The sequence below is a fragment of the Curtobacterium sp. YC1 genome (assembly GCF_016267665.1).
Lineage (GTDB): Bacteria > Actinomycetota > Actinomycetes > Actinomycetales > Microbacteriaceae > Curtobacterium.
The window spans coordinates 2,352,749-2,374,431 of record NZ_CP066341.1 but is presented as its reverse complement, the minus strand read 5'-3'; the positions used below and the strand labels follow the sequence as shown (position 1 = coordinate 2,374,431).

The 21,683-nt window shown below is 72.2% G+C and carries 21 protein-coding genes and 1 tRNA gene; 17 read left to right on the top strand and 5 right to left on the bottom strand.

The window, feature by feature from the left end:
- The first annotated feature begins 43 nt into the window (after positions 1-43).
- Genes I8920_RS11080 through ccsB form a run of 5 tightly spaced genes read left to right on the top strand, consistent with a single transcriptional unit; the run spans position 44 to position 4,863 of the window.
- Complete coding sequence (locus I8920_RS11080) at positions 44-700, top strand: histidine phosphatase family protein (RefSeq protein WP_198656396.1); 657 nt, start codon at positions 44-46, stop codon at positions 698-700.
- Positions 697-1,389 carry a TlpA family protein disulfide reductase gene (locus tag I8920_RS11075; RefSeq protein ID WP_332873159.1) on the top strand — a complete coding sequence of 231 codons (693 nt, stop codon included), beginning with the start codon at positions 697-699 and terminating at the stop codon, positions 1,387-1,389. The genes I8920_RS11080 and I8920_RS11075 overlap by 4 nt, the downstream gene beginning before the upstream one ends.
- A gap of 45 nt (positions 1,390-1,434) precedes the next feature.
- On the top strand, positions 1,435-2,133 hold the full coding sequence (locus tag I8920_RS11070; RefSeq protein WP_198658728.1) for a cytochrome c biogenesis CcdA family protein: 699 nt from the start codon (positions 1,435-1,437) through the stop codon (positions 2,131-2,133).
- Positions 2,117-3,841 (top strand): cytochrome c biogenesis protein ResB, encoded by a 1,725-nt coding sequence (resB, locus tag I8920_RS11065; RefSeq protein ID WP_198656395.1) that lies wholly within the window; start codon positions 2,117-2,119, stop codon positions 3,839-3,841. The genes I8920_RS11070 and resB overlap by 17 nt, the downstream gene beginning before the upstream one ends.
- A gap of 5 nt (positions 3,842-3,846) precedes the next feature.
- Positions 3,847-4,863, top strand: a complete 1,017-nt coding sequence (gene ccsB / locus I8920_RS11060) for a c-type cytochrome biogenesis protein CcsB (protein ID WP_198658727.1) — start codon at positions 3,847-3,849, stop codon at positions 4,861-4,863.
- A 198-nt stretch (positions 4,864-5,061) separates the two neighbouring features.
- Here ccsB and I8920_RS11055 read toward each other — a convergent pair whose 3' ends face one another.
- The gene (locus I8920_RS11055) at positions 5,062-6,045 is read right to left on the bottom strand and encodes an o-succinylbenzoate synthase (RefSeq protein ID WP_198656394.1); all 984 of its coding nucleotides are present in this window, start codon (positions 6,043-6,045) and stop codon (positions 5,062-5,064) included.
- Positions 6,046-6,172: 127 nt separating this feature from the next.
- Here I8920_RS11055 and I8920_RS11050 point away from each other — a divergent pair, with 127 nt between their 5' ends.
- Genes I8920_RS11050 through I8920_RS11035 form a run of 4 tightly spaced genes read left to right on the top strand, consistent with a single transcriptional unit; the run spans position 6,173 to position 9,809 of the window.
- A complete protein-coding gene (locus I8920_RS11050) occupies positions 6,173-6,658 on the top strand; it encodes a hypothetical protein (protein ID WP_198656393.1) in 486 nt (161 codons plus the stop codon).
- Positions 6,659-6,702: 44 nt separating this feature from the next.
- Positions 6,703-7,632 (top strand): 1,4-dihydroxy-2-naphthoyl-CoA synthase, encoded by a 930-nt coding sequence (locus tag I8920_RS11045; RefSeq protein ID WP_198656392.1) that lies wholly within the window; start codon positions 6,703-6,705, stop codon positions 7,630-7,632.
- Positions 7,632-8,768, top strand: coding sequence for an AMP-binding protein (locus I8920_RS11040; RefSeq protein WP_198656391.1), 1,137 nt, complete (start codon positions 7,632-7,634; stop codon positions 8,766-8,768). Before I8920_RS11045 ends, I8920_RS11040 begins: the two co-directional genes overlap by 1 nt.
- A gap of 39 nt (positions 8,769-8,807) precedes the next feature.
- A complete protein-coding gene (locus I8920_RS11035; protein WP_198656390.1) occupies positions 8,808-9,809 on the top strand; it encodes a 1,4-dihydroxy-2-naphthoate polyprenyltransferase in 1,002 nt (333 codons plus the stop codon).
- Between the two features lie 43 nt (positions 9,810-9,852).
- On the opposite strand, the gene I8920_RS11030 is transcribed toward I8920_RS11035, so the two are convergent.
- The gene (locus tag I8920_RS11030) at positions 9,853-10,119 is read right to left on the bottom strand and encodes a DUF4229 domain-containing protein (protein ID WP_198656389.1); all 267 of its coding nucleotides are present in this window, start codon (positions 10,117-10,119) and stop codon (positions 9,853-9,855) included.
- Between the two features lie 64 nt (positions 10,120-10,183).
- On the opposite strand from I8920_RS11030, the gene I8920_RS11025 reads away from it, so the two are divergent.
- Together I8920_RS11025 and menD are read left to right on the top strand one after the other, a co-directional pair.
- Positions 10,184-10,540, top strand: coding sequence for a PLDc N-terminal domain-containing protein (locus tag I8920_RS11025; RefSeq protein ID WP_198656388.1), 357 nt, complete (start codon positions 10,184-10,186; stop codon positions 10,538-10,540).
- Positions 10,533-12,278 (top strand): 2-succinyl-5-enolpyruvyl-6-hydroxy-3-cyclohexene-1-carboxylic-acid synthase, encoded by a 1,746-nt coding sequence (gene menD, locus I8920_RS11020; protein ID WP_198658726.1) that lies wholly within the window; start codon positions 10,533-10,535, stop codon positions 12,276-12,278. The genes I8920_RS11025 and menD overlap by 8 nt, the downstream gene beginning before the upstream one ends.
- 202 nt (positions 12,279-12,480) lie before the next feature.
- Here the strand turns inward: menD and I8920_RS11015 are convergent, their stop codons facing one another.
- Positions 12,481-13,740, bottom strand: coding sequence for an isochorismate synthase (locus I8920_RS11015; RefSeq protein ID WP_198656387.1), 1,260 nt, complete (start codon positions 13,738-13,740; stop codon positions 12,481-12,483).
- Between the two features lie 140 nt (positions 13,741-13,880).
- Here I8920_RS11015 and I8920_RS11010 point away from each other — a divergent pair, with 140 nt between their 5' ends.
- From I8920_RS11010 to I8920_RS10995, 4 genes are all read left to right on the top strand, one after another.
- Positions 13,881-14,669 (top strand): demethylmenaquinone methyltransferase, encoded by a 789-nt coding sequence (locus tag I8920_RS11010; RefSeq protein WP_198656386.1) that lies wholly within the window; start codon positions 13,881-13,883, stop codon positions 14,667-14,669.
- 31 nt (positions 14,670-14,700) lie between these two features.
- Positions 14,701-15,777 (top strand): polyprenyl synthetase family protein, encoded by a 1,077-nt coding sequence (locus tag I8920_RS11005; RefSeq protein WP_198656385.1) that lies wholly within the window; start codon positions 14,701-14,703, stop codon positions 15,775-15,777.
- Positions 15,778-15,857: 80 nt separating this feature from the next.
- Complete coding sequence (locus tag I8920_RS11000; protein WP_198656384.1) at positions 15,858-17,231, top strand: FAD-dependent oxidoreductase; 1,374 nt, start codon at positions 15,858-15,860, stop codon at positions 17,229-17,231.
- Between the two features lie 7 nt (positions 17,232-17,238).
- Entirely contained in the window at positions 17,239-18,354 is a 1,116-nt protein-coding gene (locus I8920_RS10995) for a heparan-alpha-glucosaminide N-acetyltransferase domain-containing protein (RefSeq protein WP_198656383.1), read from the top strand.
- Between the two features lie 36 nt (positions 18,355-18,390).
- Here I8920_RS10995 and cls read toward each other — a convergent pair whose 3' ends face one another.
- On the bottom strand, positions 18,391-19,851 hold the full coding sequence (gene cls / locus I8920_RS10990) for a cardiolipin synthase (RefSeq protein ID WP_198656382.1): 1,461 nt from the start codon (positions 19,849-19,851) through the stop codon (positions 18,391-18,393).
- Between the two features lie 44 nt (positions 19,852-19,895).
- Positions 19,896-20,384 (bottom strand): YajQ family cyclic di-GMP-binding protein, encoded by a 489-nt coding sequence (locus tag I8920_RS10985; RefSeq protein ID WP_198656381.1) that lies wholly within the window; start codon positions 20,382-20,384, stop codon positions 19,896-19,898.
- 137 nt (positions 20,385-20,521) lie between these two features.
- Here I8920_RS10985 and I8920_RS10980 point away from each other — a divergent pair.
- A tRNA-Tyr gene (locus I8920_RS10980) sits at positions 20,522-20,606 on the top strand.
- A 107-nt stretch (positions 20,607-20,713) separates the two neighbouring features.
- The gene (locus I8920_RS10975; protein WP_198656380.1) at positions 20,714-21,544 is read left to right on the top strand and encodes an inositol monophosphatase family protein; all 831 of its coding nucleotides are present in this window, start codon (positions 20,714-20,716) and stop codon (positions 21,542-21,544) included.
- Positions 21,545-21,683: the final 139 nt, after the last annotated feature.

Below are 21,683 nucleotides of genomic sequence, written 5' to 3'. Positions count from 1 at the left end.
TGAGGGGGCGGTGGGAACGCACGAGCGACCTAGACTGGAACCCATGCCCGCCACCCGACTCCACCTCGTCCGGCACGGTGAGGTGCACAACCCCGACCGCGTCCTCTACGGTCGGCTGCCGGGCTTCGGACTGAGCGACCTCGGCACGCGGATGGCCCAGGCCTCCGCGACCGCCTGGAAGGACGCCGGCGTCGACGTCCGTCGGATCGTGGCCTCGCCGTTGCAGCGCACGCAGGAGTCTGCCGCTCCCTGGTCCGAGGCCTTCGGGCTCGACGTGCGCCTCGACGAGCGGCTGATCGAGCCGACGAACCGGTACGAGGGGCAGCCCCCGGGGTTCACGAAGCGCTCGCTCGGCCGTCCGGCGGAGTGGCCGTGGATCGCCAACCCGCTCCGTCCGAGCTGGGGCGAGGCCTACGAGTCGATCGCGAACCGCATGCTCGCGGCGATGACCACGGCGTGGGAGAGCGTCGACGGCGGGGACGTCGTCCTGGTCAGCCACCAGCTGCCGATCTGGATGGTGCACCGCAGGCTCGCGGGGGAGCCCCTGTGGCACGACCCGCGCAAGCGTCGGTGCGACCTGTCGAGCATCACCACCGTCGAACGGGTACCCGCCTCGTCGACCGGTCGGTTCACCGAGGTCGGGTACGCGGACCCCGCGCAGGACCTGCGCGCGACCGCCGTCGACGAAGGAGCAGTGTGACCAGCACGAGCAGTGTGACCAGCACGAGCAGTGAGGCCAGCACGAGCGGTGTGGAGCGCACGAGCAGTGTGCACGGCACCGGCAAGCGGTTCGCGGTCCTCGCGGCGACGGCGATCGCCGCAGCACTCGTGCTGTCCGGCTGCTCGTCGGACAGCGGCGACCTCGCGAAGCAGTACGGCAACGGCACGACCCAGAACTACATCTCCGGCGACGGCGCCGTGACCGAGGTCTCGGCGGAGGACCGCCGCGACCCGGTCACGTTCCGGGCGGAGGACGCGAACGGCGACACCGTCTCGTCGGAGGACCTGCGCGGCAAGGTCGTCGTCCTGAACTTCTGGTACGCCAGCTGCCCGCCGTGCCGCGCCGAGGCGAAGTACCTCAACCAGGTGCACGACGCGTACGCCGACTCCGACGACGTCGCGTTCATCGGGGTCAACGTCCGCGACGAGGCAGCGACCGCCGCCGCGTTCGAGCGCACCTTCGGTGTCGAGTACCCGACGGTGCTCGACCAGCGGACGGGCACCATGCAGCTCGCCCTCTCCGGCCAGATCGCCCCGAACGCCGTGCCCGCGACGATCGTCCTCGACACGAAGGGCCGCGTCGCCGCCCGGGTGCTCGGTGCGATCGACGGCACGAGCATCCTGAAGACCCTGGTCAGCGACGAGCTCGACGCCGGCAAGGCCTCCTGACCGGTGGCCTCCAACCCCTTCGCCGACGCGATCCTGAGCGGCCAGATGGCCGTCGCGCTGCCCGTGGCGGCGCTCGCCGGTCTCGTGTCGTTCCTGTCGCCGTGCGTGCTGCCGCTCGTGCCGGGGTACCTCGGGTACGTCGGCGGGATCGCCGAGGGCGGCCAGCGCCGCGGTCGTGTGGTGGTCGGGGTGCTGCTGTTCGTCGCTGGGTTCACCGCGGTGTTCGTGGCGTACACGACGGTGTTCGGTGCGCTCGGTTTCTGGCTCGTCCGGTGGCGTGACCTCATCACGCAGGTGCTCGGGGTCGTCGTCATCCTGATGGGCCTGGTCTTCGTCGGCCGGTTCACCTTCCTGCAGCGCACGATCAAGCCCGGTTGGACACCCGCGACCGGGCTCGTCGGCGCCCCGCTGCTCGGCATCGTGTTCGGCCTCGGCTGGACGCCGTGCCTCGGCCCGACGCTCGCCGCGATCAACCTGCTCAGCGTGCAGTCCGGCAGCGCCTGGCAGGGCATGTGGCTCGGCGTCGCGTACTGCATCGGACTCGGCCTGCCGTTCGTCCTGGTCGCGGTGGGGGCCGGCTGGGCCACCGGGGCCATCGCTGCCCTGAAGCGCCACATGCGCACCGTCAACATCATCGGAGGAGCGATCCTGATCGTCATCGGTCTGCTCATGGTCACCGGTATCTGGTCGGCCGTCATGTCGAGCGTCGGGGCGGTGATCCAGAGCTTTGTCCCCGCGATCTGACCCCGACGACACGACGACCGGTGCCGAGGCGGCCGGCACCGACCGGGCCGCCGATCCGCAGCGACCGTCCGACCACGTCGACGGCTCCGCCCCCGTCGACAGCGGCCCGAACCAGCCGAAGCTCGGGTTCGTCGGGTACCTGCGGTTCTTCTGGCGCCAGCTCACGAGCATGCGCACGGCGCTGTTCCTGCTCATGCTGCTCGCCCTCGCGGCGATCCCGGGCTCGCTCGTACCGCAGCGCACCGCCGACCCGAACGGCGTGGTGCAGTACAAGGCCGACCACCCGCAGCTGTTCCCGGTCCTCGACGCCCTGCAGGTCTTCGACACGTACACCTCGGTGTGGTTCTCGGCGATCTACCTGCTCCTCTTCGTCTCGCTCATCGGCTGCATCGTGCCCCGCACGAAGCACCACTGGCAGGCGCTCCGCACGCGTCCGCCCCGGACGCCGGCGCGGCTGACGCGACTGGCGGGGTTCCGCCGGGTGGCGGTCGAGCGTGACGCGATGATCGACGGGACCACCGGGATCGACGTCACCACGGGCCTCCCGTCCGCCGAGCAGGCGGTCCAGCGCGCCACCGCGATCCTCAAGCGGTCCGGGTACCGCGTCGAGCGGTTCGGCGACTCGGTGAGCGCGGAGCGCGGCTACCTGCGCGAGACCGGCAACCTGGTGTTCCACTCGGCGCTCGTCGGCGTGCTGCTGGCGGTCGGCGTCGGCGGCGGGTTCGGGTTCACCGGCCAGCGCCTGCTGGTCGAGGGCCAGACCTTCTCGAACGTGCTCGGCTCGTACGACTCGTTCAACCCGGGTCGGTGGTTCCAGCAGACGGACCTCAAGGGCTACAACCTGCGACTCGACGAGTTCACGACGACCTACGAGGAGCGCAACCTCGACGCCCTCGGCCAGGCGCTCGACTACTCGGCGACGGTCACGAGCACCGAGAAGGGCGGCGAGCCGAAGACCAGCCGGCTCGGCGTGAACGAGCCGCTGCACGTGGGCGGCACGAACGTCTACCTGCTCGGCAACGGCTACGCGATGCAGCTCACGGTGCGGGACGGCAAGGGCGACGTGGCGTTCCAGGACGTCGTCCCGTTCCTGCCACAGGACAACAACTACACCTCGCTGGGCGTCGTGAAGGTGCCGGACGCCTCGCCGGACCAGCTCGGCATCCGCGGGTTCTTCTACCCCACGGCGGTCAAGAACGAGCGCGGCGCGTACACCTCGGCGTACCCGGACGCCGAGAACCCGCTCCTGACGCTGCAGGTCTACACCGGCGACCTCGGCCTCGACGACGGGGTCCCGCAGAGCGTCTACACGCTGAACACCGGCGGCCTGCAGCAGATCGCCGGGACGGACGCGGCGACGAAGAGCCTGGAGCTCAAGCCGGGACAGACCGAGCAGCTGCCCGACGGCGCCGGGTCGATCACCTTCGACGGGGTGAAGCGGTACGTCTCGCTCGACGTGCACCACGACCCCTCGCAGCTCTGGGTCGGCGGGTTCGCGCTCCTGTCGACGCTCGGGCTGCTCACCTCGCTGTTCGTCCCGCGCCGCCGCGTGTGGGTGAAGGTGGTCCCGCGCACGGGAGCGGAGCACGGCGAGTACGACCTCGAGTACGCCGGGCTCGCCCGTGGCGAGGACCCGAACCTCGAGCGGGCCGTCGCGGACATCGCCCAGCGCCACACGTCGGACCTCGGAGTTAGGATGCCCCAGTGAACGACATGACCACGAACCTGGCGACCTACTCGGTCGTGCTCACGTACTCCGCGATGGCGGTGTACGTGATCGCGTTCATCTCGTTCGCCCTCGACATGGCCAAACGGTCCGGTGAGGTCACCGCGGCGGCTGCCGCCGGTGCCGGTGCCGGCGACACCGCGGGCTCCGCAGCGGCGTCGGCCCGCGGTGCGAAGACGGTCGCGACCGTCCGCGGCGGGACCGTCGTCCTCGAGCAGGTGGCGACGCCTCCGTCGGGCGGCTCCGCCGGGCGCGGCACGAAGTTCGAGCGCGTCGGCATGGCCATGACGATCCTGGCGCTGGTGCTGCACGTCGCCTCGGTCGTGTTCCGCGGGATCGCGGCCGACCGGGTGCCGTGGGGCAACATGTTCGAGTTCTCGCTCACCGGCACGGCACTGATCACGCTGATCTTCCTGCTCGTGCAGTTCTGGCAGAACCTGAAGTTCCTGGGCGTCTTCATCACCGGGCTCACGATCATCCTGCTCGGCGTCGCGACGGTGAACTACTGGGTCCCCGTCGTCCCGCTGCAGCCGGCGCTGCAGTCGTACTGGCTCGTCATCCACGTCTTCGTGGCGATCGCCGGCACGGGCTTCTTCGCCCTCGGCGCAGGCTTGGCGGTGGCGCAGCTCGTGCAGACGTACCGCCAGGGCCGCGGACCGTCGAGCAAGCTCCGCTTCATGGCGACGCTGCCCGACGCCGACCGGCTCGAGGTGCTGACCTACCGCGTCCTGCTCGTCGGCTTCGTGCTCTGGACCTTCACGCTCATCGCCGGTGCGATCTGGGCGGAGCGCGCCTGGGGCCGCTACTGGGGCTGGGACACCAAGGAGGTGTGGACCTTCATCATCTGGGTCGTCTACGCCGGGTACATCCACGCGCGTGCGACCCGCGGCTGGCGCGGAGCGCGCTCGTCGTGGCTGGCCCTGATCGGCTTCGCCGCGGTGATGTTCAACTTCTCGGTCGTCAACGTCTTCTTCAAGGGTCTGCACAGCTACTCCGGACTGTGAGCTGGGTGGGTCGCTGACGCGACCACGATCGGACGGGAGGCGCGGTGCCAGCTGGCACCGCGCCTCCCGTCCGTCGTCCGGGTGCGTCCGAGGCCAGGAAGACGCCGTCGTGTCGGTGGGACGCCGTCTCGTCGGCGAGACGCCGCTGATCCCGGCGGCGTCTCGCTGACCTGGCGGCGTCGAACGGAGACGCCGGCGCTACCCGGCGGCGGCGAGCAGTGCGTGCACGCGGGCCACCCGCTCACGCCACCACGCCGAACGCTCCGGCGACGCCGCGTACCGCGCCAGCAACTCCGGCGACACCTCGACACGACGCACCGGGACCCGCCCTTCGACCGGCAGCAGCGGCGCCGTGGTGACGTCACCCGTGAACATCACCGCGGTGCCGAGCCCCGCCGCGTACCCGGGGGACATCGCCGCCGCAGCGAGGAATGCCCCCATCCCGAGTCCCACCGACGTGTCGAGCGCACTGGAGACCACGCAGGGCAGCCCGGCCTCGGCGATCACCCGTCGGGCGGCGGTGACGCCACCGAGGGGCTGCGCCTTGACGACGAGGACGTCCGCGGCACCGGCGCGGGCGACCGCCAGCGGATCGGTGGCCTTGCGGACGCTCTCGTCGGCGGCGATCCGTACGCCGAGCCCGTCGATCCGGTCCCGCAGCGCGGCGAGTTCCGGCACCGTCGCGCAGGGCTGCTCGGCGTACTGCAGGTCGAACGGTGCCAGGCGCTCGAGGGCCGCCGCTGCCTGGTCGACGCTCCACAGCCCGTTGGCGTCGACGCGGACGGCGGCGTCCGGCCCCATCGCGCGCCGGACCGCCGCCACCCGGGCGACGTCGTCGTCGACGGTGGTGCCGGGCTCGGCGACCTTGACCTTGGCGGTGGTGCAGCCGGGGTAGCGGCGCAGCAGGTCGGCGACGTCGTCGGCCACGATCGCCGGGACGGTGGCGTTGACCGGGACGGACCCGGCGGTCGGCTCGTGGTCGGTCCAGCCGAAGTCGACGGCCGCACGGAGCCACGCGGCGGCCTCGGCGTCGTCGTACTCGACGAACGGCGAGAACTCGGTCCACCCGGACGGGCCGCGGAGGACGACGGCCTCACGCGTGGTGATGCCGCGGAACCGCACCCGCATGGGCAGGGCGACCACGTGCGCGTCGGCGAGCAGGTCGGCGAGGTCGGGGAGCACGTCGCCATCCTCCCACCGCGCCCAGTCGACCTGCCGGTTCCTCGGAGGGGACCGCCAGGGCGGGGCACTAGCATGCACCGGTCGGCCTCGGTCGGCGAGGGGAACGACCCGGAACGATGGAGGCTCGGTGGCGGCGGATCCGCAGCAGCGCGCGTCGCAGCGCGCGACGCAACGCCCGTCCGACCCGTCCCGTGGTGGCGGTCGTCCGTCCGGTGCCGCTCGCCCGGCCGCGGCGGGTGCGTCCGGTACCGACGAGTTCGCCCGGCTCATGCACCGCAACACCGTCGACGTCCGGCAGACCGGTACACCCCGACGCCGCAACCCCGTCGTGGGCAAGATCGCCCTCGGGCTCGCCGTGGTCTCGGCCGCGGTCGACGCCAGCGCGTTCGCGGTGTTCATGGGCGGGGACACGAACTTCGCGTTCGGCATCTGCTTCGTCGTCGTGTTCCTGACCCTGATCGCGGCGGTGCTCGGCTTCGTCGCGGCGGTGGGGTCGTTCGGCCGGTGGTACGGCGCGGTCGGGGTCGTGGTGGCGTTCTTCGCGAACCCGGTCATCCTGATCGTGATCCTGGTGTTCGTCGCGCCGGAGGTCCTGACGGGCATGGGCGCCTGACCTGACCCGACCGCCGCCGGTGCAGCCGGCGGTACGTTGGGGGCATGGCTGCTCCCGTCTCCGACCTGTTCGATCCCGACGTCTGGACCGCGGCTCCGATCGCGGAGCAGTTCACGGACATCACGTACCACAAGCACGTCTCGAAGGGGATCGTCCGGGTCGCCTTCGACCGTCCCGAGGTCCGCAACGCGTTCCGCCCGCGCACCGTCGACGAGCTGTACCGCGCCCTCGACGACGCCCGCCAGGACCCCCGCGTCGGCGTGGTCCTGCTCACCGGCAACGGCCCGAGCCCGAAGGACGGCGGCTGGGCCTTCTGCTCCGGCGGCGACCAGCGCATCCGCGGGCGCAGCGGGTACCAGTACGTGGGCGACGAGGGCGCACCGCCGGAGGGCGTCGACCCCGCGGCGGCCCAGGCGTCGATGGGTCGCCTGCACATCCTCGAGGTCCAGCGCCTCATCCGGATGATGCCGAAGGTCGTCATCGCCGTCGTGCCCGGCTGGGCGGCCGGTGGCGGGCACTCGCTGCACGCCATCTGCGACCTCACCATCGCGAGCGCCGAGCACGGGAAGTTCAAGCAGACCGACGCCGACGTCGGCTCGTTCGACGGCGGCTACGGCAGCGCCTACTACGCCAAGCAGATCGGGCAGAAGTTCGCCCGCGAGGTCTTCTTCCTGGCCCAGGAGTACTCCGCCCAGCGCGCGTACGAGATGGGCGCCGTGAACGCCGTCGTCCCGCACGCGGACCTCGAGCGCGAGGCGATCCGCTGGGGCGAGATCGTGCTCGGCAAGTCCCCGACGGCGATCCGGATGCTCAAGTACGCGTTCAACGCCGTCGACGACGGCATGGTCGGCCAGCAGGTGTTCGCCGGCGAGGCCACGCGCCTGGCCTACGGCACCGACGAGGCGGTCGAGGGTCGCGACTCGTTCCTCGAGAAGCGCGCTCCCGAGTGGACCGCCTTCCCCTGGCACTACTGATGCCCCGCCCGCTGGTCGCGACCGGCACGTCGGACCCGTCGGCCGTCCTGCGCGGCCTGGAGGCGGCACTCGGCGGCGGCCCCGCACTGCTCCCCGTCGCCGAGGGGGCCCCGGCGCTGCCGACACCACCTCCGGCCGAGGTCCGGCAGGCGGTCGCCCTGGTGGTCGAGACGAGCGGGTCCACCGGCACCGGCAAGCGCGTGGCGCTGTCGTCCGAGGCGCTCCTGGCCGGCGCGGCCGCTGCCGACGCGGCGCTCGGCGGCCCGGGGCGCTGGGTGCTCGCCCTGCCGACGCACTACATCGCCGGGCTCAACGTCCTGACCCGGTCCATCACCGCGGGGACCGACCCGGTCGTCGTCGCCCCGGGGCACTTCGCGGCGAGAGCGTTCACCGACGCGGCCGACCGGCTCGTGACCGGTCCAGCAGCACCCCGGCGCTACACATCGCTCGTGCCGGTGCAGCTCGCCCGGGTGCTCGACGACCCCGACGCCACCCGGGCACTCGCGCGCTTCGACGCCGTGCTCGTCGGCGGCCAGGCCACCCCCGCGCCGCTGCGACAGCGGGCGGCCGACGCCGGGGTCCGGATCGTGACGACGTACGGCGCCAGCGAGACGAGCGGCGGCTGCGTGTACGACGGGACCCCGTTCGGCACCGTCCGCACGGCACTGGTCGACGGGGAACTCCAGCTGGCCGGGCCGATGCTCGCCGAGGGGTACCTGGGCGACGACGACCGCACCGCGGCGACCTTCGTCGAGCGGGACGGACTGCGCTGGTACCGCACCGGTGACGCCGCGCGGCTGACCGACGGCGTGGTGCAGGTGCTCGGGCGCCTCGACGACGTGGTGATCTCCGGCGGCGAGAAGGTGCAGCTCGGTGCGGTCGAGCGGATCGTCCGGGGGATGCCCGGGCAGGAGGCCGCGGTCGTCACGCGTCGCACGGCGGGGGAGTGGGGCGAGGTCCCGGTCGTCGTGACCGAGCAGCCGCTCGACCTCGACACCGTGCGCTCCGTGGTCGGGGACGCCCTGGGACGTGCCGCCCGCCCCGCGGAGGTGGTCCTGGTGGAGCGGCTGCCGGCGCTGGCGTCGGGCAAGCCGGACCGCCTGGCCGTGCGTGCCCTCGTCGACCCGGGCCGGTAGGGCCGCGAGCCGCGCGGCGCCGCGGCGGCAATAGGATCGGTGCTCGTGGCACGAACGAAGAACTCGACGCAGAAGCAGGGCCGGTCCGGCAACCCGGCGAAGGCCGCTGCCCCCGCCCGCGGCAAGCGGAAGGCGACCGCCCGCGACTGGATCGGCGGCGCACGCCTGCGGACCCTGACCCTCGGGGTCGTCCCGGTCGTGCTGGGCACGGCCGTCGCGTTCGTCGACAGCGGGCAGCCCGGCGACTTCGGCGACTACCTGGCGCAGGACGGCCACCTCGCCGTCGCGCTGCTCGCCCTCGCCGTGGCCCTGTTCCTGCAGATCGGCGTGAACTACAGCAACGACTACTCCGACGGCGTGCGCGGTACCGACGAGTTCCGCGTCGGCCCCGCGCGGCTCACCGGTGCCGGTCTGGCCAAGCCCCGCACGGTGCTCACCGTCGCGCTGACGTTCTTCGGCCTGGCGGCGGTCGCCGGGCTCGTGATCGTGCTGCTCACCCAGCTGTGGTGGCTGCTGCTCGTCGGCGCCGCGGCCATCGTCGCCGCCTGGTTCTACACCGGCGGCAAGAAGCCGTACGGCTACAACGCCCTCGGCGAGGTCTTCGTCTTCGTGTTCTTCGGGCTGGTCGCCGTGCTCGGCACGCAGTTCGTGCAGATCCGCGCGGTCACCGTCAGCGGATGGGCCGCCGCGGTCGCCGCCGGGTTCTTCGCCTGCGCCGTCCTCATGGTGAACAACATCCGCGACATCGACGAGGACCACCTGGCGGGCAAGCGCACGCTCGCGGTGGTCGTCGGCCGTCCGGTGGCACGGGTGCTCTTCGGCCTGTTCCTGATGCTGCCGTACGTCGTGCTGCTGTGGTTCGTGCTGCTCTACTTCCGCACCGGCCTGACGTACTTCTCGCTGCTGCTGGCGCTGCCGGCCCTGGCGATCGGGGTCTCGTCGCGGAAGCCGCGGGAGCTCATCACGGCCCTGCAGCTGTCGTCGTTCGCATCGCTCGCGTACGGCGTGGTGCTCGGGATCACGCTGGCCGTCCAGCCGTAGCCACGCGGGCCGGCTTCCCGGCCGGAGGGGCCGTCGGGTCGGCTCAGGCGGCGTCGGTGTCCCGGCGTTCGACGAAGTCGTCCTCGAAGTCCGAGTCGGCGTCGCGGTCCCGCACACCACGGCGGTTCGCCAGGCTCAGCGCGACCTGGGTGCGCAGGCCGGACAGCGCGATGTACGACACGAGCAGACCCACCAGGGCCGCGACGATCGTCGCCCAGTACCAGCGCATCGGCGTCAGGACGAGCAGGAGCACGAGCGCCGCGGCGAAGATGCCGAGTCGGGCCAGGGTGTACAGGAGCCACGCTTTCACACGGTGAGTCTACGGACGGCCGACCGGCAGGGGCATCACAGGGTCGCGACCTAGACTTCACCGCATGGTCCGCTTGTGGTTGATCGTCGCCGTGGCCGCCGTCGCCTTCACGGTGTACGCCGCCATCGACTGCGGCACGATGCCCCGTCAGCGCGTCCGTTCCCTGCGCCGCGGCGTGTGGCTCCTGCTCGTCATCGTCCTGCCCGTCCTGGGCGGCGTCCTGTGGTTCCTGCTCGGCCGCGCACCGGTGCCCCCGGCCCCCGCTGCCCGGTACCGTGGACCGGAAGACGACCCGGACTTCCTCGGTACCACGCCGGAGCCGGGCGACACCCTCACGGACAAGGACCAGGACGACGCGACCCTCCGAGACCTCGAAGACCAGTTCCACGACCGCGACGACGACGGCCGCACCGATCGCTGACGGCCCCGCCGGGTCGGGCAGCCCGGCGACGGACACCGCCCTCGCGCTGCTGCAGGAACTCGTCCGCGCCGGTGTGACCGACGTGGTCGTCAGCCCCGGCTCGCGGTCCCAGGCGCTGGCGCTGGCCGCGGCCGCCCTGGAACGCGCCGGCGGGCTGACGGTGCACGTGCGGCTGGACGAGCGGACCGCCGGGTTCTTCGCGCTCGGACTGGCCGTCGAGACCCACCGACCGGCTGCCGTGGTCACGACCTCGGGCACCGCCGTCGCGAACCTGCACCCCGCCGTGCTCGAGGCGCACCACTCCGGTGTGCCGATGATCGTCCTCAGCGCCGATCGCCCCGACGAACTGCGCGGCATCGGCAGCAACCAGACGACCGTGCAGCCGGGCATGTTCGGACCGGCCGTCGCCTTCGTGCGGGACGTCGAGGCGCCGTCGACCCACGGCGTCGACGCGACCGTCCGGGACACCCTCCGCAGCCTCGCGCGCCAGGCGGTCGCAGCCGCCTCGGGCCACTCCGGCCAGCCCGGACCCGCGCAGCTCAACGTCGCGTTCCGCGAGCCGCTCTCCGCAGGGCTGTCGGACGAGCACGTCACCGGCGTGCCCGACGACGAGATCGACCTCGCGTTCGCCACCCGCCGCGCGCACACCGGGTTGCCGGTCGCCGAACTCAGCCCGGACGACGAACCGGGCACCGTCGTCATCGCGGGGCACGACGCCGGCGAGGACGCCGAGCGGATCGCGTGGGAGCTCGGCGCGCCGCTCCTCGCCGAGGTCTCGAGTGGCGCGCGCTTCGGGCGCAACCTGGTGGTGGCGTACCGCGAGCTCCTGCGCGACCCGGGCCACGGCGGCGCCGTCCGACGGGCCGTCGTCCTCGGCCACCCCACCCTCAGTCGCGAGGTCCCCGCGCTCCTGCAGCGCGACGGGGTCGAGACGATCGTGGTCCGCGGACCGGCGGCCGACCCCTTCGACCCGGCCCGCGCCTCCCGGCCCTCCGACACCACCTTCGTGTCCGACGTCCGCGTGACGGGCCGCACCCGCCCGGAGCACCGTGCGTGGGTGGGCCGCTGGGTCGGCGCCAGCCGACGGATCACGGGGGACGGCGACGCCGGACCGGACCTCGACGCGAAGCGTTCGGCCGACCGCGCGGAGCGGAACAAGTTCCTCCGTGACGAGGTCGCGCTCCGTCGTCGCCCCGTCGACCGGGCCATGCTCGCCGACGCCGTCTGGGGTGTGACCTGGCCGCACGACCGGCTCGTGCTCGGCGCGTCGCAGCTCATCCGCGAAGCCGACGCCCGGGTGCTCGGCAAGAAGATCCGGGTGCACGCGAACCGGGGGCTCGCCGGCATCGACGGCACCGTCTCGACCGCGCTCGGCATCGCCGCGGCGCTCGAGCAGTCCTCGGCGTCGGTGGGCACCACGCGTGTGCTCCTCGGTGACCTGACGCTGCTGCACGACCTCGGCGCGTTCGTCACCGGCACCGAGGAACGCACCCACCGGGTGCAGGTCGTCGTCGGCAACGACCACGGCGGGGCGATCTTCCGCGGCCTCGAGGTGGCGGCGACCACGCCCGCGCACGACATGCGCCGGATGATGTCCACCCCGCAGCACGTCGACGTCGAACGCGTCGTCACCGGTCTCGGGTGGGAGTACCGCCGTGCCGCGACTTGGGGTGACCTGGAGCAGGTGCTCACCGATCCCGCGGAACGGGTCGTGATCGAGGTCCCGCTGGCCGACTGAGCGGATGCCGACGGGCGCGTGTTCCGGGCGCGCGCTGCCGTCTCGCGGGCGCTGCCGGTGCTCTCGATGCCGCGCGCCCCGCTGCGGGCATCGCGCCCCGGGGAGTCGGGGCGCGACGACGGTGTCGGGGCGCGATCCGTGTGCCGGGGCGCGGTCCGGCCGCCGGAGCCGGCGCCGTCCCAGCGGACGGACCGGCGCTGCCTCAGGCCAGCGCGTCGACGACCGGTCGGAACTTCAGCGCGGTCTCAGCGACCTCGCGAGCCGGGTCCGACCCGGCCACGATGCCCGCGCCGGCCCAGGCGCGGACGGTCCCGTCGTCGTCGATCTGCGCACTGCGGAGCGCGAGCATCCACTCGCCGTCGCCCGTCGCCCCCATCCAGCCGACCGGTCCGGCGTAGCGGCCGCGGTCCACGCCCTCGAGCTCGGCCACCAGCCGGACGGCCACGTCGGTGGGGGTCCCGGCCACCGCGGCCGTCGGGTGCAGGGCGTCGGCGACGTCGAGCGAGGTGGTGTCCGGTGGCAGCGTGGCCTGCACGTCCGTCGCCAGGTGCCACAGGTTCGGCAGCTGCAGGCGGAAGGGCTCGGCGTCGACGCGCAGGTCGGTGGCCAGGGGACGCAAGGCTGCGAGCAGGCTGTCGATCGCGAACGCGTGCTCCTCGACGTCCTTCGTGCTCGACGCGAGGGCCTCCGCCGCGGCGCGGTCGGACACCTCGTCGGTGCCCCGGGCCGCGCTGCCGGCCAGGACCCGGGCGCTCAGCCGGGTGCCGTCCGTGCGTGCGAGGGTCTCCGGGGTGGCGCCGACGAGCCCGTCGACGGCGAACGTGACGCACTGCGGGTACGCGGCGGCCAGGTCGAGCAGCACGGCGCGGCGGTCGGCACCGTCGGGCAGCGTCCCGACCAGGTCCCGTGCCAGCACGACCTTCTGCGCGGACCCGGCGACGATGCGGCGGACGGCCTCGGTGACGCCGTCGGCGTAGGCGGTCTCGTCGATGCGCCCGGGCCGGAGCACGACCGAGACGTGCGGGCCCACGTGGGGGACCGGCACCGATGTCCGGGTGAACCCGAGGGGCTCGGCGCCGACCGTGGTGTCGACGGCGGTGAGCCAGGCCTTGCCCCGACGCCGGCCGATCACCACGCGCGGGACGATGAGCACGCTCTCGTCGGCGGAGTCGTCGGCGAACGCGAAGGACCCGAACGCCACGAGCCCCGAGCCGCGCAGCTGCACCGGGTCGTCCACCGTGGCGGCCTCGACGACACCGCGCCACACCGCCGCAGCCTCCCGCATCCGATCCGGCCCGGTGAACGTGAACCGCAGCGCCTCGCCCATGCCGACGATGCCGTCGCCGTTCCGCACGAAGGCCAGCGGTCGGTCGCGGAGGGTGTGGCGGAGGACGGTGCCCGGGTCGTCGAGGATCCGGGTCGAGACCGTCAGCGGGGGCGCCGCCGTGGTGGTTCGGGTCACGGTCCCGATGCTACGCGCGGTCGGTGGACGGGCCGCGCGCCGTCGGTACCCGCCCGCGCGGTCGTCCAGCACCCGCCGCGCACCACCCGGGTGGCTGTGGGTCCGGTGAACGCTCGGTCGAGACCTCTAGGATTGAGCGCGTGAGCAGAGCGGACCTGAACAAGCGGCCGGACGAGGTTGCGGCGATGTTCGACGACGTCGCGGCCAAGTACGACCTCACGAACGACATCCTGTCGGCGGGCAACGCCCCGCTGTGGCGTGTCGCCACGGTCCGGGCCGTCGACCCGCAGCCCGGCGAGAAGGTCCTCGACATCGCCGCCGGCACCGGCACCAGCGCGGCGGCCTTCGCCAAGAAGGGCGCCGAGGTCACCGCGCTCGACCTGTCCGCGGGCATGATCGCCGTGGGCCGCGAGCGCCACCCCGAGATCACCTTCGTCGAGGGCGACGCCGAGCGTCTGCCCTTCGACGACGACTCGTTCGACGCCGTGACGATCTCGTTCGGCCTGCGCAACGTCAACGACCCGAAGCAGGCGCTCGCCGAGATGCTGCGCGTGCTCAAGCCCGGTGGCCGTGTCGTCATCTGTGAGTTCTCGACGCCGCCCCGCGCCCTGCTGCGCGTCGGCTACGGCACCTACCTGAAGCGGGTCCTGCCGGGCATCGCACGACTGTCGAGCAGCAACCCCGCCGCCTACCGGTACCTCGCCGAGTCGATCGACGCCTGGCCGGAGCAGCAGGTGCTGACCCAGTGGCTGCGCGGGGTCGGCTTCTCGGTCGTCGCCTACCGCAACCTGACGGCCGGTATCGTCGCACTGCACCGTGGCCGCAAGCCCGTCGCGGACACCGTGCGCGAGTCCGCCGCCCGCCGGGCGAAGGCCCGCCGCGACCACCAGACCACCGGCGAGCAGCCGCGCGTCGACCCGGCCGACTGACCGGTCCCCACCCCCGAAGACGGAGCAGCACTTGAACCCGAGCGTCCCGGTCGCACGTCGTGCGCCGAGCCTCCGCGCCTCGCTGGGCATCGGCGAGCGGCTGTTCGCCACGCCCGCAGACCGTCGCTTCATCGCCGCCGTCGACGACGGGCTCGAGCTCGTCGAACAGGGCCTCGAGGAGGCCATGCGGTCGACGGACACCCTCGCCGACACGACCAGCCGGTACCTGCTGTCCGCGGGAGGCAAGCGGATCCGCCCGACGCTCACGCTGCTCATCGCGCAGCTCGGCGACGGCGTGACCGACGCCGTGGTCAAGGCAGCGGTGAGCATCGAGACGACGCACCTGGCATCGCTGTACCACGACGACGTGATGGACGAGGCTCCGGTCCGCCGCGGGGTGCCCGCCGCACAGATCACCTACGGCAACAACGTGGCGATCCTGACCGGCGACCTGCTCTTCGCCCGCGCGAGCCTGATCACGGCCGACCTCGGCACCGAGGGGATCCGCATGCAGGCCGAGACCTTCCAGCGGCTCTGCATGGGGCAGCTGCACGAGACCACCGGCCCGCAGCCCGACGACGACCCGGTGGAGCACTACATCCAGGTGCTCAGCGACAAGACCGGATCGCTCATCGCGACGGCCGCGCGTGCCGGTGTGATGTTCTCCGGCGCCGACCGTTCCTGGCTCGAGGCCGTCGGCACCTTCGGCGAGAAGGTGGGCGTCGCCTTCCAGCTCGTCGACGACGTCATCGACCTCGCCCCGGCGACCGACAAGACCGGCAAGATCGCCGGCAACGACCTGCGCGCCGGCGTCGACACACTGCCGGTGCTCCAGCTGCGCCGGATGGCCGCGACCGACCCGTCGGCGCAGCACCTGGTGGAGCGCATCGAGCGCGACGTCAACGGTGCGCCCGACGACGTGGTCGACTCCGCGCCGTACCAGTCGGCCGTCGCCGCGCTCCGCGAGCACGAGGCCACCGCGGCCACCCGTGCCGTGGCCGTCGCCTGGGCCCGCGAAGCCGTCGACGCCCTCGCTCCGCTGCCGGACGGCACGGTGAAGAAGGCGCTCACCCGGTTCGCCGACTCCGTCGTCGACCGCAGCCGCTGACCACGTCGCGCGACGAGGCCGGACGGCCGCCGCGCGGAACGCCACCGGGAACCCCCACCCGAACGAACTGGAGACGATCAGTGCCCACCCTCCGACTCGCCATCGTCGGCGCCGGCCCCGCCGGCATCTACGCCGCGGACATCCTGCTGCGCGAGGCCCACGGGCACGACGTGGCGATCGACCTGTTCGAGCAGCTCCCCGCCCCGTACGGCCTGGTCCGGTACGGCGTCGCCCCCGACCACCCGCGCATCAAGGGGATCGTCAACGCGCTGCGTGACGTCCTCGACCGCGGCGTGGTGCGCCTGTTCGGCAACGTGCGCTTCGGCGAGGACATCACCCTCGAGGACCTCAAGAAGCACTACAACGCCGTCGTCTTCTCGACGGGTGCCATCAAGGACGCCGACCTCGACATCCCGGGCGTCGAGCTCGAGGGCTCGTACGGCGCCGCCGACTTCGTGAGCTGGTTCGACGGCCACCCCGACGTGCCGCGCACCTGGCCGCTGGACGCCGAGAGCGTCGCGGTGATCGGCGTCGGCAACGTCGCACTCGACGTGTCGCGCATCCTGGCGAAGCACGCCGACGACCTGCTGCCCACCGAGATCCCGGCGAACGTGTACGAGGGCCTCAAGGCGTCGCCCGTCACCGACGTGCACGTGTTCGGCCGCCGCGGCCCGGCACAGGTCAAGTTCACGCCGCTCGAGCTCCGCGAGCTCGGTGAGGTGCGCGACGTCGACATGGTCGTGTACGACGAGGACTTCGACCACGACGAGGCGTCGAAGACCGCGATCGCGACGAACAAGCAGGTCATGGTCATCAACCGCGTGCTCGAGCAGTGGCGCACGCGCGAGGTCGGACAGGCGAGCCGTCGCCTGCACCTGCACTTCTACGCGAAGCCCGTCGAGTTCGTCGGTGACGAGCAGGGCAAGCTCACGGCCATCCGCTACGAGCGCACCCGCCCGAACGGCGAGGGCGGCGTCGAGGGCACCGGCGAGATCCGCGAGATCCCGGTCCAGGCCGCCTACCGCGCGGTCGGGTACTTCGGGTCCCCGCTGCCCGGCGTCCCCTTCGACGAGCGCCGGGGCGTCATCCCGAACCACGAGGGCCAGGTGCTCGACGACGACAACCAGCAGGTCCCCGGCGTGTACGCCACCGGGTGGATCAAGCGCGGTCCGGTCGGCCTGATCGGGCACACCAAGTCCGACGCGATGGAGACGGTGCAGCACATCGTCAACGACCAGGCGAACTGGTGGACCCCGGAGGACCCCTCCGCCGAGGCGATCCCGGCCCTGCTCCGCGAACGTGGCGTCGCCTACACGGACCTCGACGGCTGGCACGCCCTCGACACCCACGAGCAGGCGCTCGGTGCGGCGGACGGGCGCGAGCGCATCAAGGTCGTCCCGCGCGACGAGATGATCGACGTGTCGCTCGGCCGCGTCGACACACCGTCGAACTGACCGACCGATGACCGGCACGCGCCCCGTCCCGCCGACCGCGGTGCGGGGCGTGCCCGCGTCCGGCGTCCGGTTGCAGGGCGTCGACGTCGCCCGCGCGCTCGCCCTGCTCGGCATGATGGCCGCCCACATCGGCGGCATCGCGGAGCAGCTCGACTGGGCTGACCCGACCAGCTGGTCCGCAGTGGCCCACGGACGCCCGTCGACCCTGTTCGCGGTGCTCGCCGGGGTGTCCATCGGGCTGACGAGCGGACGCACGGACCCGCCCGGCCCACCCCTGATCGGACGCATCCGGGCGCGACTGGCGATCCGCGCCGTGGTCGTCGTCGTGATCGGCTTCGGCCTCATCGCCCTCGACACGCCCGTGTACGTGATCCTGCCGACCTACGGCGCGCTGTTCCTGCTCGTGGTGCCGGTGCTCCGGCTCCGCCCGGTGCCCCTGCTCGTGATCGCCGCCGTGTGCGCCGTCCTGTCACCGGTCGCCGCGCTGTTCGTCGCGCCGGCCTACGCCGGCGCCGGCATGGTGGGCGTCCAGCTCGGCCTGGTCTACCCCGTGGTCACCTTCCTGGCGTACGTCCTGGTCGGGCTCGCGGTCGCCCGGGCCGGCCTGGAGGCACGGAGCCGGCAGGTCGTGCTGCTCGCGTCCGGCGCGCTGGTCGCCGCCACCGCGTACGTCGTCGGGTCCGTCCTCGCCCCGCTTCCCGACGACGCGGCCCTGGCGTTCCCCGGGGTCCCGTACGCGGGCGAGGCCTCGACCCCCGGCCAGGCCCTCGCGCAGCTGTTCCTGTCCCCGCGGGACCACTCGTCGTCGGTCGTCGACGTCGCGGGCACCGCGGGGGTGGCCGTCGCCGTCATCGCCCTCTGCACGCTCGTGTTCGACGGTCGCGGTCGGACCGCCGAACGCGTCGCGTACCCGCTCGCGGCGGTCGGGTCGATGCCGTTGACGATCTACTCGGGTCACCTCGTGGTGATCGCGCTGCTGCCCGGCTACCCCGAGTCGGCGGAGGCCTGGGGCTGGTTCGCCCTCGGCTCGGTGGTCTTCGCGATGCTGTGGCGGCGGTTCCTGGGCCGCGGCCCGCTCGAGCGGGTGGTCGGCGCCCTGGCGTCGCTCGTCCCGGTGCGCTGAGCGCACCTGGCGGGCCTGCGCCGCGCCTCCAGACCGCTACTGCAGCGCCGCCGTGAGCCGCGCGACGTTGTCGAGCACCTGCGACCGCCGCGGTCGGTCGAGCCACGCGTCGAGCGTCAGCTCGAAGCTGTGCTGCTTGTAGGCGTCCTGCACCTCGCGCAGGGCGTCGACGAAGCGGTGCCCACGCACCATGACGGACACCTCGAGGTTCAGGCTGAACGAGCGCATGTCCATGTTGCTCGACCCGATGACCGACACCTCGTCGTCGATCGTGAAGTGCTTGGCGTGCAGGATCGTCGGCGCCCGGTACAGCCAGATCTTGACGCCGGCGCGCAGGAGTCCCTCGTAGTACGAGCGCTGGGCGTGCCACGTCATCGCGTGGTCGCCCATCTCGCCCACGAACAGCTCGACCTCGACGCCGCGCTGGGCCGTCGTGGTGATGGCGTAGAGCATGGAGTCGTCCGGCACGAAGTACGGCGAGGTGATCGACACCTTCTGCTGCGCCGAGTAGAGCAGCGCGTTGAACAAGCGCAGGTTGTTCTCACCGTCGAACCCGGGGCCGGACGGCACGACCTGGCAGTCGAGCGCGTCACCACGGTCGGCGCGCTGCACCGGGTCGCTCTCGCGCAGCAGCAGCTCGTCGGTCTCGCTGTACCAGTCGGTGACGAACAGTGCGTTGAGCCCGGCGACGACAGGACCCTCGAACCGGGCGAACAGGTCCTTGTAGACCATGCCCTTCTCGACGTGCGCCTTGAGGTCGTACGACGCGTCGATCAGGTTCTGCGAGCCGGTGAAGGCCACCGATCCGTCGATGACCATGATCTTGCGATGGTTGCGCAGGTCGGGGCGCTGGAACTTCCCCTGCAGCGGCTGCAGCGGCAGCATGAGGTGCCACGCGATGCCCGCCTGGTCCATGAACGCCAGCGTGTCCTGGTACCCGGGGTAGCCGCGGCTCGCCCAGTGGTCGAGCAGGAACCGCACCGTGACGCCCCGTGCCTGCGCCCGGGCCAGGGCGTCGAAGAAGGGCCGCGTGGTGTCGTCGAGCGTCGCGATGTAGAACTCGACGTGCACGAACCGGCGCGACTGGTCGATCGCGCGGGTCATCTCGGCGATGGACTCCTCGGTGTCCGGGTAGAGCTCGGCCGAGTTCCCACCGACCAGGGGCATCGCGCCGAGTTCACGGTTCAGCTTCGTGATGCTCTCGAGCCAGAGCGGCCAGGGGTGGTCGCGGCGGACCCGCTCGATGCCCTCGGTCTGCTCGAGGATGTACGCGTTGATCTCGGTCTGCTTCTCACGCCGGGCTCGGGGGAGCTTCGTCGACCCGATGACCAGGAAGACGATGAAGCCGATGTAGGGGATGAGGAAGATCGCGAGCAGCCAGGCCGTCGCGGTCTGCGGCTTCCGGTTGATCGGGACGTAGATGATCGAGAAGACGCGGATCGCCAGGTCCAGCAGGACGAGCAGGACGGTGATCGCGACGCTGAGCCAGTGCTCCACGGGGTGCCGGTGTCGGGTTCGGGGGACGTCGGGTGGGCCGCGCGTCAGCGGAAGTTGATGAACTGCAACGGGACGTCGAACTCTTCACCCTTGAGGAGCTGGATCGTGTTCTGCAGATCGTCCCGGCTCTTCGACGAGACACGGAGCTCGTCGCCCTGGATCTGGCTCTTCACGCTCTTCGGTGCGTTCGCCCGGAGGAACGCGCCGATCTTCTTCGCGACGTCCTGCTCGATGCCGTTCTTGAACTTGACCTCGATGCGGTACTCCTTGCCCGAGGGGTAGGGATCGCCGGCGTCGAGGCTCTTCAGGCTGATGTTCCGCTTGATGACCTTGCTCTGCAGCACGTCGAGCACGGCCTTCGCGCGCTCCTCGGAGTTCGCCTTGATGAGGACGTCCTCGCCGCTGAACGCCACCGAGGCGCCCGCGCCCTTGAAGTCGTACCGCTGCTCGATCTCCTTGGCGGCCTGGTTGAGGGCGTTCTCCGCCTCCATCTTGTCGACCTTGCTGACCACGTCGAAGGAACTGTCTGCCATGCAGGACAGCCTAACGGCGGACAGGAGGGCCGGTTCCGGTCCTGTGGACAGGCACACGGTGGTCACGACCATCGTCTGCGATCCGCTATGCTTTCATGCGCGCCTTCGGTTGGTGATCACACCGGCTGGGTGCGCATGGCAAGTTACCCAAGCGGCCAAAGGGATCTGACTGTAAATCAGCCGGCGTAGCCTTCGGGGGTTCGAATCCCTCACTTGCCACCACATCGAACGGCCCCGTCCACACGGACGGGGCCGTCGTGTTTCCGCAGGGACGGGGCCGTCGTGTTTCCGCAGGGACGGGGCCGTCGCGTTTCCGCGAGGATGGGCACATGCCCACCGAACCCACGCCCGTACAGTTCGCCGACCTCGCCGAGTCGATCGCGCTCGAAGCCGCCGCCCTCGCCGCACGGCGACGGGCCGAGGGGGTCGAGGTCGCGGACCGGAAGTCGAGCATCGTCGACGTGGTCACCGCCGCCGACCGCGAGGTCGAGGCGCTCATCCGTGCCCGCATCGCCGAGACCCGCCCCGACGACGCCTTCCACGGCGAGGAGTCCGGGTCCGCCCGTGGTGCCTCGGGCTTCACGTGGGTGGTCGACCCCATCGACGGCACGGTCAACTACCTGTACGGCAGCAGCGACTACGGCGTGAGCATCGGTGTCGTCCGTGGCGACCCGGACCCGATGACGTGGGAGCCCGTCGCCGGCGTCGTCGTCGCCCCCGCGACCGGCACGGTCTTCCGCGCTGCCGTCGGCCAGGGTGCGACCCGCGACGGGGTCCCGTTGACGGTCGGCTCGCCGGCCTCGCTCGCCGAGACGCTCGTGGCCACGGGGTTCGGGTACACGGCCGACCGCCGCCGTGACCAGGTCGCGGTGCTGGCCGGGCTCATCGGCGAGGTGCGGGACATCCGACGCGGGGGAGCGGCATCGCTCGACTGCTGCGCGGTCGGAGCCGGCGTGGTCGACGCCTACTACGAGCGCGGCATCAACCCGTGGGACATGGCGGGTGGCGCCCTCGTCGCGCAGGAGGCCGGCGCGACGATCCGGATCTGGGAGGCCGGGGGGACGCGGTCCTTCCTGTTCGCGAGTCCCGCCGTCGCCGACGAGCTCGAGGCACTGGTGCGCCGGCTCGAGGCCGAGGTGCTCGGCGCGCGGCGCGACTGACGCAGCACGCGTCCCCTCGGTCTGGGGGCACCCCGTGCGGCCGTGCACGACTGGCGACCCACGGCGACCTTTGCTAGCGTGCTCAGGTCCCGTTATCTGCTCGTTACCAACGAGCGCGCCCCGCCTCGATCAGGATCGC

Coding starts and splice junctions, on each gene's coding strand:
- I8920_RS11080 (WP_198656396.1), top strand. CDS start 44: ATGCCCGCCACCCGACTCCACCTCGTCCGGCACGGTGAGGTGCACAAC.
- I8920_RS11070 (WP_198658728.1), top strand. CDS start 1,435: ATGGCCGTCGCGCTGCCCGTGGCGGCGCTCGCCGGTCTCGTGTCGTTC.
- ccsB (WP_198658727.1), top strand. CDS start 3,847: ATGACCACGAACCTGGCGACCTACTCGGTCGTGCTCACGTACTCCGCG.
- I8920_RS11045 (WP_198656392.1), top strand. CDS start 6,703: ATGGCTGCTCCCGTCTCCGACCTGTTCGATCCCGACGTCTGGACCGCG.
- I8920_RS11040 (WP_198656391.1), top strand. CDS start 7,632: ATGCCCCGCCCGCTGGTCGCGACCGGCACGTCGGACCCGTCGGCCGTC.
- I8920_RS11025 (WP_198656388.1), top strand. CDS start 10,184: ATGGTCCGCTTGTGGTTGATCGTCGCCGTGGCCGCCGTCGCCTTCACG.
- I8920_RS10995 (WP_198656383.1), top strand. CDS start 17,239: ATGACCGGCACGCGCCCCGTCCCGCCGACCGCGGTGCGGGGCGTGCCC.
- I8920_RS10985 (WP_198656381.1), bottom strand. CDS start 20,384: ATGGCAGACAGTTCCTTCGACGTGGTCAGCAAGGTCGACAAGATGGAG.
- I8920_RS10975 (WP_198656380.1), top strand. CDS start 20,714: ATGCCCACCGAACCCACGCCCGTACAGTTCGCCGACCTCGCCGAGTCG.